The following is a 15274-nucleotide window of genomic DNA, read 5'->3' as shown; positions in this document are numbered from 1 at the left end:
CGGCGGGTGGGGCCGCCATGCAGGGTCAGGCTTCAGTTGATACGCGGATGTTGCTGCACCAGGGTCTGGCGCTTGGCTTCCAATTCGGCAATCTGCGCGTCGATATCTTCGATCTTCTGCTCGATGTTGTCGTGATGTTCCTGCAACAACTCCTTGGCTTCTTCCATGTCCGACGCCGCCGGCGCTGCGCCACGCAATGGCTTGTTGGCGGTTTCCTTCATGGTCAGGCCAGTGACCAGGCCGACCACCGCAAACACCATCAGGTAGTAGGCGGGCATGTACAGGTTGTCGGTGCTTTCCACCAGCCAGGCCACGGCGGTCGGCGTGACACCGGCGATCAATACCGAGACATTGAACGCACTGGCCAATGCACTGTAGCGCAAGTGAGTGGGGAACATCGCGGGGAGTGTGGAGGCCATTACGCCGATGAAGAAGTTGAGGATCACCGCGAGGATCAGCAGGCCGGCGAAAATCAGGCCGATCTTGCCGCTGGTGATCAGCATAAACGCCGGAATGGACAGGAACAGCAGACCGATACTGCCAGCGATGATGAACGGCTTGCGGCCGATCTTGTCGCTGACAAAACCGATGAACGGCTGCACGAACAGCATGCCGACCATGATCGCGATGATGATCAGCACGCCGCTGTTTTCTTTGTAGTGCAGGTTATGGGACAGGTAGCTCGGCATGTAGGTGAGCAGCATGTAGTACGTCACGTTGGTGGCCGCGACGATGCCGATGCAGGTCAGCAGGCTGCGCCAGTGCTTGGTCGCGACCTCCTTGAACGAGACTTTGGGGCCGTGGGTCAAGCCTTCGCGGTCGCCCTGTTCCATTTTGTCCATGTGCTGCTGGAACGCCGGGGTTTCCTCCAGGGCGTGACGCAGGTACAGGCCGATGATGCCCAGGGGCAGGGCAAGGAAGAACGGCAGGCGCCAGCCCCACGACTCGAAGTCGGCTTCGCCCAGGATGCTGGAAATCAACACCACCACACCGGCACCCAGCACGAAGCCGGCGATGGAACCGAAGTCCAGCCAGCTGCCGAGGAAGCCGCGCTTGCGGTCCGGCGCATACTCCGCGACGAAGATCGACGCACCGGTGTATTCGCCACCCACCGAGAAACCCTGGGCCATTTTGCACAGCAACAGCAGGATCGGCGCCCAGATGCCAATCGAGGCGTAGGAGGGGATCAGGCCGATGGCGAAGGTGCTCAGGGACATGATCACGATGGTCGCGGCCAGGACCTTTTGCCGCCCGTATTTATCACCCAGTGCACCGAAGAACAGGCCACCCAGGGGACGGATCAGGAACGGCACGGAGAAGGTACCCAGTGCTGCGATCATTTGTACGCTGGGCGAGGCATCGGGGAAGAACACCTTACCGAGCACATAGGCGACAAACCCATAGACGCCAAAGTCGAACCATTCCATGGCGTTACCCAAGGCGGCGGCGGTGATCGCCTTGCGCACCTTGGTGTCGTCGACGATGGTGATGTCTTTCAATCCGATGGGCTTGACGCTTTTCTTACGTAATTTCATGCGGGGCACTCTAAAACAGAACATGGGAGGCGCCATCACTGCGATGGCACCGCTCTGTCACTTCAGATACAAGCGGACATGAAATAATTCACCACTCTTTGCGTTTTTTTGCAGATGGATTGAACTTTGTCCCTCCACACACGAGTTATGCGAATGCCAGCCGCCCATTCCCGCCTAGTCTACCGCCAGCCGCAGCCGGGCGACCTGCAGCGATTGTTCGCGATCTTCGGCGACCCGCAGACCAACCTGTTCAACCCATCGGGCCCCATGGCCAGCCTGGAGGCGGCGCAGCGTCTGCTGGATCACTGGCTTGAACAGTGGGCGACCCAAGGGTACGGCTGGTGGGCGATTGCACGGCGCGAGGCGCCGGACCACATCATCGGCTTCGGCGGTATCGCGCCCCTCAACTACCTGACCGAGCGGCGCATCAACCTGGGTTACCGTTTTGCGGTGCAGGCCTGGGGGCAGGGCTATGCCACCGAGTTGGGGCACGACGCGTTGGCGCTGGCATTCGACAGCCTGGGGTTGCCCGAGGTGTTCGGGCTGGTGCGACCGGATCATGGGGCCTCGATCCGGGTGCTGGAAAAGATCGGTATGCAGCCTTTTGGTGTGCTCGACGATGTACCGGGCAAAGCGCCCAGCCTGGTCATGCGTATTTGTCATCCTACAACTGTATTTGCCTGACCTTTTACAGACCCACGTAGAACCTCGATAAACGGCAATCTTTCAGATTGACAGCCGGTAGGCGGCCCGATATAAAAGTCGCAGTTGTACGACGACATATGACGTTACATATGTCCTACCTAACAAAAATAAAAAGTGATGCCATGAACTTGAACGAGCCCATCCACGCTCACCGCGTTGGCCAAGCGGTAGGCAACTATCGCTGGACCATCTGCGCGATGCTGTTCTTCGCGACTACCGTCAACTACCTCGACCGCCAGGTGCTCAGCCTGTTGGCACCGCAGTTGTCCACGCAATTTGGCTGGAGCAACACCGACTACGCGAACATCGCGGCGGTGTTCCAGTTTGTCTACGCGATCTCCATGCTGTTCGCCGGGCGCTTCGTCGACAAGATCGGCACCAAGGCGGCCTATGTGGTGGCGATTGGCATCTGGTCCACGGGCGCGATCATGCATGCCTTCTCGGTGCCGATGGGCGAGGGCATCGCGGTCATCAGCGGCGCGATCGGCCTGGCGGTGATCCCGGTGTCGATTGCCGGCTTCATGTTGTCCCGTGCGGTGCTGGCGATTGGCGAGGCGGGCAACTTCCCGATTGCGATCAAGGCCACCGCCGAATATTTCCCCAAGAAAGAACGCTCGCTGGCCACCGGTATCTTCAACTCCGGCGCCAACGTGGGCGCGATCCTGGCGCCGATCTGCGTGCCATTGATTGCCGGTCTGTGGGGCTGGGAAGCGGCGTTTATCGTGATCGGCGGGCTCGGCTTCGTGTGGGTCGCGGTGTGGATCGCGCTCTACCGCAAGCCGGAGGAGCAAAAACGCCTGTCGGCCGCAGAACTGGCCTATATCCGCAGTGACCAGACCGTGCAGCCGTTCACCCCGTCACCGGCCGGCGCCGTGGAGAAAAAAGTCTCCTGGTTCAAGTTGCTCACCTATCGCCAGACCTGGGCCTTTGCCTTCGGCAAGTTCATGACCGATGGCGTGTGGTGGTTCTTCCTGTTCTGGCTGCCCACTTACCTGTCGGCGCAATACGGTATGAAAGGCGCCGATATCGTCATGCCGCTGGCGGTGCTGTACAGCATGACCATGGTCGGCAGCATTGGTGGCGGCTGGTTCCCCAGCTACTTCATGGCGCGCGGCGATGCACCGTACGACGGGCGCATGAAAGCCATGCTGGTGATCGCATTGTTCCCGCTGGTGGTGTTGCTGGCGCAGCCGTTGGGCTATATCGGCTTCTGGGTGCCGGTACTGCTGATCGGTGTGGGCGCCTCGGCGCACCAGGCGTGGTCGTGCAACATCTTCACCACCGTCTCGGACATGTTCCCGCAGAAAACCGTGGCCTCGGTGGTCGGTATCGGCGGCATGGCCGGCGGCCTGGGCGGCGTGGTCATGACCAAGATCGGCGGCTGGGTGTTCGACTACTACAAGTCCATCAACGACATCCATACCGGCTACATGATCATGTTCGCGATCTGTGCGCTGGCCTACCTGGTGGCCTGGAGCGTGATGAAGACGTTGGTGCCGCGCCACAAGGAAATCACTGACCTGTAAGGCTCCACGTCCCGCGCCGCCATGGCGCGGGGCTGTTTCACAGCGGGCGAGCCCAGGTCTGGCTGACCAGGGCTTTGCCGAAGCTGACCATCGGCTCTTCCTCCACCAGCTCGAACCCGGCTTTCTGATACAGCTTGCGCGCGTCGGTCAGAATATCCACGGTCCACAGCAGCATGCGTGTGTAGCCCACCTGGCGGGCAAAGCGTACGCACTCATCCACCAGGCGCTGGCCGATACCCATGCCCCGTGCGCTGGCATCCACGTAGAGCATGCGCAGCTTGGCCGTGGTCTGGTCATGGCGGATCACGAACACCGAGCCCACCACCTCGCCGTCCTTTTCCGCGATCCAGCAGCGCTCGCACGTGGGGTCATATTCGCGCAGATACTTGGCGACGATCTCCGCCACCAGCGCTTCGAATTCCCAATTCCAGCCGTATTCACGGGCATAGATCGCGGTTTGCTGCTGCACCACGCGGCCCATGTCGCCGGGTTGCGGGTCACGCAGCAGATAGCTGGGCGCGGTGCCTTGCAGCAGGGCCTGGATGCGCTTCATCGCTTCGGTGAGTTGTTGCTGTTGCGGTTCGGGCAGGCTCTCGAGCAGGGCGATGACTTCGCGCTGGGTTTGCTGCTCCAGCGGCGCCAGCACGGCGCGGCCGTGGTCGGTGAGGTGCAATTGCACGGCGCGGGCGTCGGTGGCGCAGCGGACTTTCTGGATCAGGCCGCGCTTTTCAAAGCCACTGGTCAACCGGCTCAGGTAACCCGCGTCGAGGCCGAGCATCTGGCACAGGTCGGCGCTGGTGAGGTCACCCCGGGAAGACAATTCGTACATCACGCGGATTTCAGTGAGGGAGTAGTCGCTTTGCAGCAAGTGTTCCTGCAACACGCCGATCTGGTGGGTGTAGAAGCGGTTGAAGCCGCGCACGATGCCGGCGCGTTCGACAAGCAAGGGGGTGGACATGCTGAAATGCTCGAATGGTTGCCTGAGGCAACAATATTGTTGCTTCAGGCAACCATGTCAAACATTTTGTTTAGCGGTTCCGCGTCACGCGCCAAACGGTATTGGCCAGGTCATCGGCAATGATCAGCGCACCTTTCGGGTCCACCGTCACACCCACCGGGCGCCCACGGGTCTTGCCGTCGTCGCCGCGAAAGCCGGTGGCGAAGTCGATGGGCTCACCGGACGGCTTGCCATTGCTGAACGGCACGAAGATCACCTTGTAGCCCACCGGGTTGTCGCGGTTCCAACTGCCGTGCTCGCCGACGAACACACCATCGGCAAACTGCTCGCCCATCTGCGGGATGGAAAAGTCCACGCCAAGGGCGGCCACGTGGGAGCCCAGGCTGTAATCCGGCTTGATCGCGGCGGCCACCTTGGCTGGGTTCTGCGGTTGAGCGCGTGGGTCGACGTTCTGGCCCCAGTAGCTGTACGGCCAGCCGTAGAACGCGCCTTCACGCACCGAGGTCAGGTAGTCCGGCACCAGGTCCGGGCCCAGTTCGTCGCGCTCGTTGACCACCGTCCACAGGTGCCCGGTGTCCGGCTGGATGGTCAGTGCCGTGGGGTTGCGCAAGCCAGTGGCGTAGGGCTTGTGCGCCCCGGTGGCGGCATCGATCTGCCAGACCATCGCACGGTCGATCTCCACTTCCATGCCGCGTTCGGTGACGTTGCTGTTGGAGCCGATGCCCACATAAAGCTGGCTGCCATCGGCGCTCACGGCCAGGGACTTGGTCCAGTGATGGTTGATCTGCGCCGGCAGGTCGGTGACGGTGCTCGGCGGGCCGCTGGCTTTGGTCTGGCCGTCGGCGTAGTCGAAGCTCACCAGTGCGTCCTGGTTGGCCACGTAGAGTTTGCCGTTGGCAAACGCCAGGCCATAGGGCGCATTGAGGTTGTCGGCGAATACGGTCTTGAGTTCGTAGGTGCCGTCACCATCGGCGTCGCGCAGCAGGGTCAGGCGGTTGCCGCTCTTGACCTTGGTGTTGCCCTCGGCCTTGATCAGGCTGGCGATCACATCCTTGGGCTTGAGCTTGGCCGCACTGCCGCCACGGCCTTCGGCAACCAGGATATCGCCGTTGGGCAGCACCAGGGTCTGGCGCGGGATCGCCAGGTCGGTGGCAATCGCGGTGATGCTGTAGCCGTCCGGCACCTTGGGTTTCTGTTCGCCCCAGGGCGCAGGTTCGGCGATTTTCATGCTCGGCAACAGGCTGCTTTGCTGTTCCGGCAGCTTGGGATCGGGGCCACGGGCCTGGGTCTTGTCGCCTTCGCCACCGCAGGCACTCAGCAACAGCGCGGCGCTCAATAGGGTCAGGGTGCTGGACGTTTTCATTTGACACCTCCCGAACGCAGGCCGGTCCATGTGGCCGCCAACGTCAGCAGCAAGACAATGGCCGACAGGATCAGGCCGCCGGGCATCGAGGCGTAGGCGTCCTTGGCATGCTGGAAGGCATTGACCAGGCCCAGTACCCAAGTGGCCAACAGCAACAGCACATAGCGAGTGGGTTGACCGGCCTTGTGCTCGGCGCGCAGCAGGTTGACCAGCGCGAACAGAAACGCGAAACCTGCGAACACCAACGCGCCGGCAATCAGCCAGGAGGCGAAGTTGGCCCATTGGATCTGGTAGGTCTGGGTGTAGGCAATGTCGCTGAGCAAGGCACCAAGAAACAACGGCACGGTGCCGGCGAGCAAGGTCGCATGCAGCGGCCCTGGGGCATATCGGTAAACGGGGAGGGTAGTCATACGGGGGCGGCTCCTTGTTGTACAACGCCCCTGGACGGGGCAGCGCATAAGAAGTGAACGCAGCGCCGGTGAGAAAGTTCAGCGTGAAACGTTTCGAAATAGTGGGAACCCGCCTGGGTCGACCCCGGACTAACCCCGTATCATTCGCTCCTTTTTCCTACGCCAGGCGCCTCCATGACTCACTCACGCATTGGCTTCGCGTGCCAATACAAACATCCCGAACGGCTACTGTCGGCCAGCGCCCAAAAGCTGATCGAAGGTCCGTTCAACCCGCGCACCACCACGTTGCGTTGGATGGACAGCGTTACACCGCAGGTGGCCCGGGACAAACTGGTGGAAGTGGTCACGCACAACCTGGCCGCTCAATTGCGCCTGCTGGCGTATGTCGCTGAATTGCCTTCGACCCTGCGCATGCTGCGCTTGAGCAGCGACCTGTTGCCGTTCTACAGCCATCCCAAAGTGGCCAGCGTCTACAAGGACCCGGCTATCGAGCGTCAATTGGTTGAGGGTTTTGCCGCCATCGGTGAGCTGGCCCGCGCCTCGGATATCCGCCTGTCATTCCACCCGGGCCAATACTGTGTACTCGGCTCGGAAAACCCCGGCGTGGTGGAAAACAGCCTCGCCGAATTCGAATACCACGCCGACATGATCCGCATGATGGGTTATGGCCGGCGCTTCCAGGACCTCAAGTGCAACGTGCATATCGCCGGCCGCCTCGGCGTGGAAGGCACCCGCGCCGTGTGGTCGCGCCTGTCGGAGGTGGCGCGCAACTGCATCACGTTCGAGAACGACGAAAAGACCTATGGCCTGGACCATTGCCTGCAAGTCGCCGACCTGGCACCGGTGGTCCTGGACATCCACCACTGCTGGATCAACGAAAACGACTACATCGACCCCCACTCGGAGCGGGTCGCCCGGGTAATTGAAAGCTGGCGCGGCGTGCGACCGACCATGCATTACTCCCAGCCCCCTGAGAGCCTGCAAGAGCTGGGCTTTGATGCCGAACACAAGCTGGAAATGGACGCGCTGTTGCAGGTGGTGTCCAAGCGCGACCTCTACGCCCACAGCGCACAGATGTGGAACCGCTGGACCAACGATTATGCGCTGCAGTTTCTCGACCGCTTCGACATCATGCTCGAAGCCAAGGACAAGAATGTCGCGGCCCTGGCGTTCCACGAGCATTGGAAACGGGGCGTTGTGTGATCAATCCATGGCGGTCATGCTGGCGGGACTGACATAAGGAACCGCCCCATGCCAACCCTGCATTTGCTCTGCGGCAAGATCGCCTCCGGCAAGTCCACACTCGCCAAGACCCTCGCCACTGAGCACGCTGCCATTGTACTCAGCGAAGACCACTGGCTCGCCACGCTTTACCCCGGTGAAATCCACGCCATTGCGGATTACATCAAATGCGCCCAGCGTATTCGCGGCGTACTGGGCCCCTTGGTGATCAATGTGCTGCAGTCGGGCCTCGACGTGGTGCTGGATTTCCCTGCCAATACAGTGGCCAGTCGCGAATGGCTGCTGGGGTTGGCACACGCCGCCAAGGCCCGGCACTGCCTGCACTACCTGGAGCTGGATGACGCCACCTGTCGGGCCAGGCTGCATGCGCGCAACGCCCAGGGTGAGCATGACTTTGCCGCCACTGATGCTGAGTTTGATCTGATTACCCGCCATTTCAGTGTACCGAGCGAGGCTGAGGGCCTGGTGATCGAGAGGCATCATCCATGAGCCCGGCGCAATCCACGGGGGTGGACGCTGAGGGCTTTATCCTTACGGTTCCCCACGTCCCCGTGCAGCGTGAGTTTCAGCCACTGCTCGAGGCTGTCTGCAACGTGCTCTCGCAGCCTGACTTGGGAGTGGACGGCCTTTATCTTTATGGCAGCGTCGCGCGTGGCGATGCGCTGCCGGGCGTTTCCGATCTTGATCTGACGGTGGTGCTATGTGAGCCGCCGACCTCTGCAGTTTTGGAGCGGTTGGAACGGGTGCGATGCGACCTGGCCGTGCGGTACCCGCAAGTCACCAAGGTGGATTTCGATATTGGCAGCCGCGCACAGGTCCTGGCCATCGAAAACAGCAACAGCTGGGGATTCTGGCTCAAGCACCACTGCCGGTGCGTGTGGGGCAATGATCTGTCGGCGCAGTTCGAGCGGTTTCGGCCATCACTGGATATTGCCCTGGCCGTGAACGGTGACTTTGAAGCGGTGCTCACCGCTTACCTTGGCCGCATCGCACATGCCGCCAACGAGCAGGAGCGACTCCGCCTGCAGCGCGAAGCGTCACGCAAGCTGCTCAGAGCCACCCAGATACTCTGCGGTGAGCAGGCATCGTGGCCGCATACGCTGGAAATGCATGTGGCGCTGTTCGTGAAGGAGTACCCATCCAAGATGACTCAGGTGGCCTTCTTTTTGTTCGAGGCCCGGAACCCGAGTGCCGACCGTGAAACATTCACGGCTCGACTTCAGGCGTTCCACGCCTGGATGGTTGCGCAATCGCGCATTTGAGCGTTTGCCATATGGCGCCAGAGCACTGACTTCCTCAGGACTTGAAGCGCCCCACCAATCCATTCAATTCATCCGACAGAGTGGACAAGCGCCCCGAGTCGTCCTGCGCCGAGTTGGCCAGGCTCTCCACCAGGCGTGCCTCGTCGTAGATCTGCTGGATGTGCCGGTTGATCTCTTCGGCCACGCTGTGTTGTTCCTCGGCGGCGGCGGAAATCTGCAGGTTCTGGTCGCGGATCTCGTTCACCGACGTCTGGATACCTTCGAAGCTGTCCCGCGCACTTTCGATGGATGACACACTGGCCCGCGACAAGTCCAGGCAACTGCCCATCTTCTGGGTGACTTCCTGGGTCTTGTTTTCCAGGGTGCCGAGCAGTTGCTCGATCTCGCCGGTGGAGTCGGACGTGCGCTTGGCCAGGGCACGCACTTCATCGGCCACCACCGCGAAGCCACGGCCCTGGTCACCGGCCCGGGCGGCCTCGATGGCGGCGTTGAGGGCCAGCAGGTTGGTCTGTTCGGCAATCGCGCGGATGGTGCCGAGGATCTGGTTGATGCTGCGGCTGCCAGCTTCCAGTTCGACCATGGCCTGGGACGACTCGGTGAGACGGCGCCCCAGGCGATTGACGTTGTCGGTGGTGACTTCGATCTGCTGCTTGCCCTCGGCCACGCGCCGGTGGCCGTTTTCGGCGGACTCCGCGGCGCCGCTGCAGGAACGGGCGACTTCGTTGGCGGTGGCGACCATTTCATTGAATGCGGTCGACACCAATTCAACGGCCTCGCGCTGGCGTCCGGCCGCCTCGTTCATATTGTGCGCCACCTCGCTGTTGACCTTGGAAGCGTTCTGCAAATTGGCCGACGCCGCGCCGATGTGCTGGATCAGTTGGCGGATCGCCGCGAGGAACTTGTTGAACCAGCCGGCCAGCTCGGCGGTTTCATCCTTGCCCTGTACCTGCAGTTCGTGGCGCAAGTCGCCTTCGCCCTGGGCGATGGACTGCAAGCCGGTGCTGACCTGGCCGATGGGCTTGACGATGACCTTGGAGAACGCCGCCGCGATCAGCCCGAAGATCAGCACCAGCACGCCGACGATGATGGCCGTGAGGTAGGTCATGCGCGTGGCTTCGGCCATGACTTCACGGTGTTCGATCAGGCCGATGTAGCGCCAGCCAAGGCCGGGGGAGGTCCACACGTTGGCCATGTAGCGCACGCCATCGATCACCACCTCGGTGGATCCCTGAGGCGTGTCGGCCAACTGCGCGTAGGGCGCGCCCAGGTCCTTGAGCGGCTTGAAGCTGTGGGCGGCGTCACGCGGGTCCACCAGCACCACGCCGTCTTCGATCAGCATCACGTAGCCGCTTTCGCCCAGCTTGATGCTCTTGACCAGCTCGGTGAGGTTTTTCAGGGAGACGCTGACCACGAACACGCCCTTGGCCTTGCCGTTTTCCAGCATCGCCCGGGCGGTGCCCACCAATGCTACATCGTCCTTGTCGTAGTAATACGCGGGGGTGCGCACGGTTTTGCCGGGGCTGGCCATGGCCGCCTTGTACCAGGGGCGGGTGCGCGGGTCGTATTTGGCCAGTTGGGGGTCATCCGGCCATTTGGCGTAGGTGCCGTCTTCCAGGCCGATGGACAGGATCGCTGCCGCCGGGTGGGTGGCGCCAAAGCGTGCGAAGCGCTCGATCACGGCTTGCGCCTCGGCCGGCAGCGGTTGGCTGGCGGCATCGGCGGCCTGGTAGTTCTTCAGCGTGCCGACAGAAGTGTATACAGGATCAGTGGCCATCTGATCGACGTTTTGCAACGTGCCATCGAAGAACTGGCGAATGTTACCGTCGATCTGGCGAATCTCCCGGGTGCTGCCATCGATGAACTGATCCACCGCCTGGGTCCGCGTGTTCATGACCGAAATCACGGCCACCAGGCTGACCGGAATAAATGCAACAGAGACAAATGCCAGGACCAGCTTATTTTTTATTTTCATCGAGACGACCATCAGCGTGAAGGGCGGCCAAATCGCTGCATTCCTCGATCAGGAGTCAGGCGATTTGCTATCACTGCTGTTTCGGCCTGGCACCGATAAATCTTTAGGGTTTTTTGTACACAATACAAAGTGCATATTGTTCTGTATCCAATCAGTACACATCACGCAGATAACGCTTCTGTTCGCTCATCTGCCGCCAGTACTCTACGGCGCCCTCCACGCCAAGCCCGCCGTGGGTTTGCGCGACCAGGCGCAAGGCCTGGTCGACGTCCTTGGCCATGTGGCTGGCATCGCCGCAGACGTAAAGCCTGGCGCCGTCCTGTAGCCAGCGCCAAAGCTCGGCGCCCTGATCGCGGATGCGGTCCTGCACATACACCTTTTGCGCCTGGTCGCGAGAGAACGCCAGGCTCAGGTGGGTGAGCAGGCCATCGCGCTGCATACCTTGCAACTCGTCCTGGTAGTAGAAGTCGCTGGCGGCGTGCTGCTCGCCGAAGAACAGCCAGTTGCGTCCCTGATGACCCAGCGCCCGGCGCTCCTGCAAGAACCCACGGAACGGCGCGATGCCGGTGCCGGGGCCGATCATGATCATCGGCACCTCTGCGTCGCTGGGCGTGCGGAAGTGTTTCGACGGTTGCACGAACAGCGGCACTTCCCCGTCACCGACGCGGTCGGCGAGGAAGGTCGACGACACGCCTTTGCGCTTGCCATAACGCACAGCGGCCACGGTGAGGTGCACCTCGTGCGGGTACGCCTTGGCGCTGGAGGCAATCGAATACAAGCGCGGTTGCAGACGCTTGAGGGTGCCCAGCAGCTCGTCCGCCGAACAGTCGATGGGGTATTCCTGCAACACATCCGCCAGTTGCCGGCCCCACAGCCAGTCATTGAGTTCGGCCTTGTGCTCGGGGTTGAGCAAGTGCTTGAGACCCGGGTTGGCGCTGCGCTCGGCGATGAAGGCCAGGGTGTCGCTGCTGGGCCGGGCGATTTCGAAGTGCTGGGTGAGGGCCTGTTGCAACGGCACATCGCCGAAGGTGTCGATGTTCACGCAAGTACTGGCATTCAGGCGGGTGAGGTCGAGCAGTTCGCTGACCAGTTCGGGGCAGTTGCGTGGTCGTATGCCCAGGGCATCCCCGGCTTCATAGGTCAGCCCGGAGTCGGCCAGGTCCAGGGCGAACTGGCGGGTTTCCTTGTGCGCGCTGTGCGGGTTGAGATGGCGGTTGAGCAGCAGGCGCGAGCCGTACAGCTTGGTTTTACCGGTGGGAGTCGCCGGTGCCACCGGTTTTGCCGGGTTGAGTGCCTGCTGGAACCGCGCCAGCCAGGCATCCGCGGCGGCTTCGAATTCAGTGTCGCAGTCCACCCGTTCCAGCAGGCGCGTTGCCCCCAGTTCCAGCAGGCGCCGGTCCAGTTGCTTGCCGTGGTTGCAGAACTGCTCGTAGTTGGCGTCGCCCAAGGCCAATACCGCAAAGCGCAACGACTCCAGGCGAGTCTCGGCGGTGCGCAGGCTGTGCCAGAAACCTTCGCCGTTGTCGGGCGGGTCGCCGTCGCCAAAGGTGCTGCTGATCAGCGCCAGGGTGTGGGTGCTTGCCAGTTTACTCGCGGGGAAATCCGCCATCGCGCTCAGTTCCACGCTGATGCCTGTTTCGCGCAGGCGCTTGGCAAAGCGTTCGGCCAGGGCTTCGGCATTGCCGGTCTGCGAGGCCCACAGCAGGGTGACGGCCGGGGAGGGCGCGGCGAGGGGTTCTGTAGGACTGAACAAGCCGGCGAGCAAGCCGTTCAGCCATAAGCGTGACGCCTCGGTCAGCGGCGCAGTCGCCGGCAGGGTCGGTACGCCGAAACCCTGGCGCGCGGCGCTGGTGTGCAAGCCGCTGAGGAAGCCGGCGAGGTAGGTGCGTTCGCTGTCGTTCAGGGGCGGTGGCGATAGGTGGCGGATGCCGGTGATGTCGGCGAAGGCGTCGAGGCGCGACATGGCGGTGTCCTCTGCTACGGGGGAAGGGAGGTCGAGGAACTGGTGGTCGATCAGCTCGACACGGCTGAGGGCGACGGCGCAGCACTTGAACTCCGGCTGCAGGGAAATCGGGTCCACCGCATCATGGGTCACTGCGTTGATCGCCAGGTGTTCGCCGAACACATCGTTCCAGTGAAACGGCGCAAAGCAGTTGCCCGGCTGCACGCGGTCGGTGACCACGGCGGGCAGCACGGCGTGACCGCGCCGGGAGCGTATTTCGACCCGGTCCTTGTCCTTGATGCCCAGGCGGGCGGCGTCTTCGGGGTGCAGTTCGACGAAGGGGCCGGGGTTGAGTCTGTTCAGGGTGGCGATCTTGCCGGTCTTGGTCAGGGTGTGCCACTGGTGCTGCACACGACCGGTGTTGAGCACGAAGGGAAACCCGTCGTCGGGCATCTCGGCGGGCGGCATATGCGCGCGAGCGAAGAACCGCGCCTTGCCGCTTTCGGTGGCGAAGGTGAGGGTGCCGCCATGACGGTAGCGGATCGGGTTGCGGTGCGCTGCCTCAACCGATGCGCAGGGCCATTGCACAGGGTTTTCACGCAGGCGCGGGTAGCTGGCGCCACGGATGTCGTAGCCGGTCTTGGGGTTCCAGGCCTGTTTGATTTCTTCAAAGACCTCGGCGGCGGATGCGTAGGTGAAGGCCTCGGCAAAGCCCATCTCACAGGCGACCCGGGCGATGATCTGCCAGTCGGGCAGGGTCTCGCCGGGCGCGTCCACGGCCTTTTGCATCAGGGTCAGGTTGCGCTCGGAGTTGATCATCACGCCCTCGGCCTCGGCCCACAGTGCGCCGGGCAGCAGGATGTCGGCGTAGCGGTTGGTCTCGGTGTCGAGGAAGGCGTCCTGGCTGATCACCAGCTCGGCGGTGTGCAGGCCGTTGATCACGGTTTGCCGGTTGGGCACGCTGGCCACCGGGTTGGTGCAGATGATCCAGCAGGCCTTGATCCGGCCGGCGGCCATCTGCTCGAACATCGCCACGGTGCCACTGCCGGCCTGGCGCGGCAGGCTGTCGTGGGGGATCTGCCACAGGTTTTCGATGAAGGCGCGGTCCGCGTCCACCAACACTGAGCGCTGCCCCGGCAGGCCCGGGCCCATGTAGCCCATCTCGCGGCCGCCCATGGCATTGGGTTGGCCGGTGAGGGAAAACGGCCCGCTGCCTGTGCGGCAAATGGCGCCGGTGGCCAGGTGCAGGTTGCACAGCGCGTTGGTGTTCCAGGTGCCGTGGGTGCTCTGGTTGAGGCCCATGGTCCAGCAGCTCATCCACTCGGTGGCCTGGCCGATCCAGTCGGCGGCTTGGCGGATATCCGCTTCGGCGAGGCCGGTGATGGCGGCGACGTGCTCGGGGTAATAGTCCTCCAGAAATGGCGGCATCGCCTCCCAGCCTTCGGTGAAGTTCGCGATGAAGGCAGGATCGGTATGGCCGTTTTTCAGCAGCAGGTGCAACAGGCCATTGAGCAGGGCCAGGTCGGTGCCGGGGTTGATCGGCAGGAACAGGTCGGCCTTGTCTGCCGTGGCGCTGCGCCGGGGGTCGACCACGATCAGCTTCGCCCCGGCCTTGACCCGGTCCATCATGCGCAGGAACAGGATAGGGTGACAGTCGGCCATGTTCGCGCCGATCACGAAGAACAGGTCGGCGCGGTCGAAGTCTTCATAGGAGCCCGGTGGGCCGTCGGAACCGAGGGACAGTTTGTAGCCACTGCCGGCGCTGGCCATGCACAGGCGCGAGTTGGACTCGATGTTGGCGGTGCGCACAAAGCCCTTGGCCAATTTGTTGATCAGGTACTGGGACTCCAGCGACATCTGACCTGATACGTAGAAGGCCAGCGCGTCCGGGCCGTGTGTGTCGAGGGTCTGGCGCAGGCGCCGGGCGGTTTCGCTGATGGCCTTGTCCATGCCGAGGCGTACGGGGTCATGGTCGCGGGCCTGGCGCACATAGGCGTTCTCCATGCGGCCGGACTCGGCGATGGCCTGGCCGCAGGTAGTGCCCTTGGTGCACAGGCGCCCGAAGTTGGTGGGGTGGGCCTTGTCGCCGATCACCTTGACCACTTTATTGTGCTCGACCTGCAGGATGATGCCGCAGCCCACGCCACAATAGGGACACACACTGCGTATGTTTTGGTTGGCCATCTGAAACCCGTATAAACAAAAAAGGCGCCTTGTAACCCTCCGTTCAGAACGGGAGTTACACGGCGCCTTTGTCGTGAGAGGGCAGTCTGCGTTGACTGCCTGGTTGGAGTGTTCCTAGCAAGTCACGCGCCAGGTTTTTTTGTGGCGAGCGGGCTTGCCCCGCGTAGGGCTGCGA

11 protein-coding genes and 1 pseudogene are annotated in these 15274 nt (G+C 62.5%); 5 read left to right on the top strand and 7 right to left on the bottom strand.

Translation table 11 applies throughout. The annotated features are described in order from the left end of the window. Positions 1-32 precede the first annotated feature (32 nt). Positions 33-1535 (bottom strand): glycine betaine/L-proline transporter ProP, encoded by a 1503-nt coding sequence (proP, locus tag AC3WP7_RS24005; RefSeq protein WP_058424053.1) that lies wholly within the window; start codon positions 1533-1535, stop codon positions 33-35. A 153-nt stretch (positions 1536-1688) separates the two neighbouring features. Between proP and AC3WP7_RS24000 the strand changes: the two genes are divergently transcribed. Continuing rightward, the gene (locus AC3WP7_RS24000; protein ID WP_093529949.1) at positions 1689-2219 is read left to right on the top strand and encodes a GNAT family N-acetyltransferase; all 531 of its coding nucleotides are present in this window, start codon (positions 1689-1691) and stop codon (positions 2217-2219) included. A gap of 143 nt (positions 2220-2362) precedes the next feature. Then, on the top strand, positions 2363-3766 hold the full coding sequence (locus AC3WP7_RS23995) for an MFS transporter (RefSeq protein ID WP_092244027.1): 1404 nt from the start codon (positions 2363-2365) through the stop codon (positions 3764-3766). A 37-nt stretch (positions 3767-3803) separates the two neighbouring features. Here the strand turns inward: AC3WP7_RS23995 and AC3WP7_RS23990 are convergent, their stop codons facing one another. The 3 genes from AC3WP7_RS23990 to AC3WP7_RS23980 form a co-directional block, all read right to left on the bottom strand. Continuing rightward, positions 3804-4724: a bifunctional helix-turn-helix transcriptional regulator/GNAT family N-acetyltransferase gene (locus tag AC3WP7_RS23990; protein WP_071487889.1), complete on the bottom strand. Its 921-nt coding sequence runs from the start codon at positions 4722-4724 to the stop codon at positions 3804-3806. A gap of 70 nt (positions 4725-4794) precedes the next feature. Next, positions 4795-6087 (bottom strand): PQQ-dependent sugar dehydrogenase, encoded by a 1293-nt coding sequence (locus AC3WP7_RS23985; protein WP_093121172.1) that lies wholly within the window; start codon positions 6085-6087, stop codon positions 4795-4797. After that, positions 6084-6497: a DUF2231 domain-containing protein gene (locus AC3WP7_RS23980; protein WP_071487887.1), complete on the bottom strand. Its 414-nt coding sequence runs from the start codon at positions 6495-6497 to the stop codon at positions 6084-6086. Before AC3WP7_RS23980 ends, AC3WP7_RS23985 begins: the two co-directional genes overlap by 4 nt. Positions 6498-6671: 174 nt before the next feature. On the opposite strand from AC3WP7_RS23980, the gene AC3WP7_RS23975 reads away from it, so the two are divergent. The 3 genes from AC3WP7_RS23975 to AC3WP7_RS23965 are packed head-to-tail and all read left to right on the top strand — an operon-like array spanning position 6672 to position 9001. Further along, positions 6672-7700 carry an apurinic/apyrimidinic endonuclease family protein gene (locus AC3WP7_RS23975; RefSeq protein ID WP_102592577.1) on the top strand — a complete coding sequence of 343 codons (1029 nt, stop codon included), beginning with the start codon at positions 6672-6674 and terminating at the stop codon, positions 7698-7700. Positions 7701-7748: 48 nt separating this feature from the next. Further along, entirely contained in the window at positions 7749-8228 is a 480-nt protein-coding gene (locus tag AC3WP7_RS23970; protein WP_071487885.1) for a P-loop nucleotide/nucleoside kinase family protein, read from the top strand. Continuing rightward, positions 8225-9001 carry a nucleotidyltransferase domain-containing protein gene (locus AC3WP7_RS23965; protein WP_102592576.1) on the top strand — a complete coding sequence of 259 codons (777 nt, stop codon included), beginning with the start codon at positions 8225-8227 and terminating at the stop codon, positions 8999-9001. Before AC3WP7_RS23970 ends, AC3WP7_RS23965 begins: the two co-directional genes overlap by 4 nt. A 34-nt stretch (positions 9002-9035) precedes the next feature. On the opposite strand, the gene AC3WP7_RS23960 is transcribed toward AC3WP7_RS23965, so the two are convergent. The 3 genes and pseudogenes from AC3WP7_RS23960 to AC3WP7_RS23950 all read right to left on the bottom strand — a co-directional run bounded on the left by AC3WP7_RS23960 (position 9036) and on the right by AC3WP7_RS23950 (position 15099). After that, complete coding sequence (locus tag AC3WP7_RS23960; protein ID WP_428842195.1) at positions 9036-9740, bottom strand: methyl-accepting chemotaxis protein; 705 nt, start codon at positions 9738-9740, stop codon at positions 9036-9038. 198 nt (positions 9741-9938) lie between these two features. After that, positions 9939-10892, bottom strand: a pseudogene (locus tag AC3WP7_RS23955) (cache domain-containing protein); the annotation flags it as partial. Positions 10893-11124: 232 nt separating this feature from the next. Further along, positions 11125-15099 carry a bifunctional nitrate reductase/sulfite reductase flavoprotein subunit alpha gene (locus AC3WP7_RS23950; RefSeq protein WP_102592575.1) on the bottom strand — a complete coding sequence of 1325 codons (3975 nt, stop codon included), beginning with the start codon at positions 15097-15099 and terminating at the stop codon, positions 11125-11127. Positions 15100-15274 lie beyond the last annotated feature (175 nt).

It is taken from the genome of Pseudomonas sp. FW305-3-2-15-C-LB1, assembly GCF_058787615.1.
The sequence above is the reverse complement of the archived record's forward strand: the minus strand, read 5'-3'. Positions and strand labels throughout refer to the sequence as shown.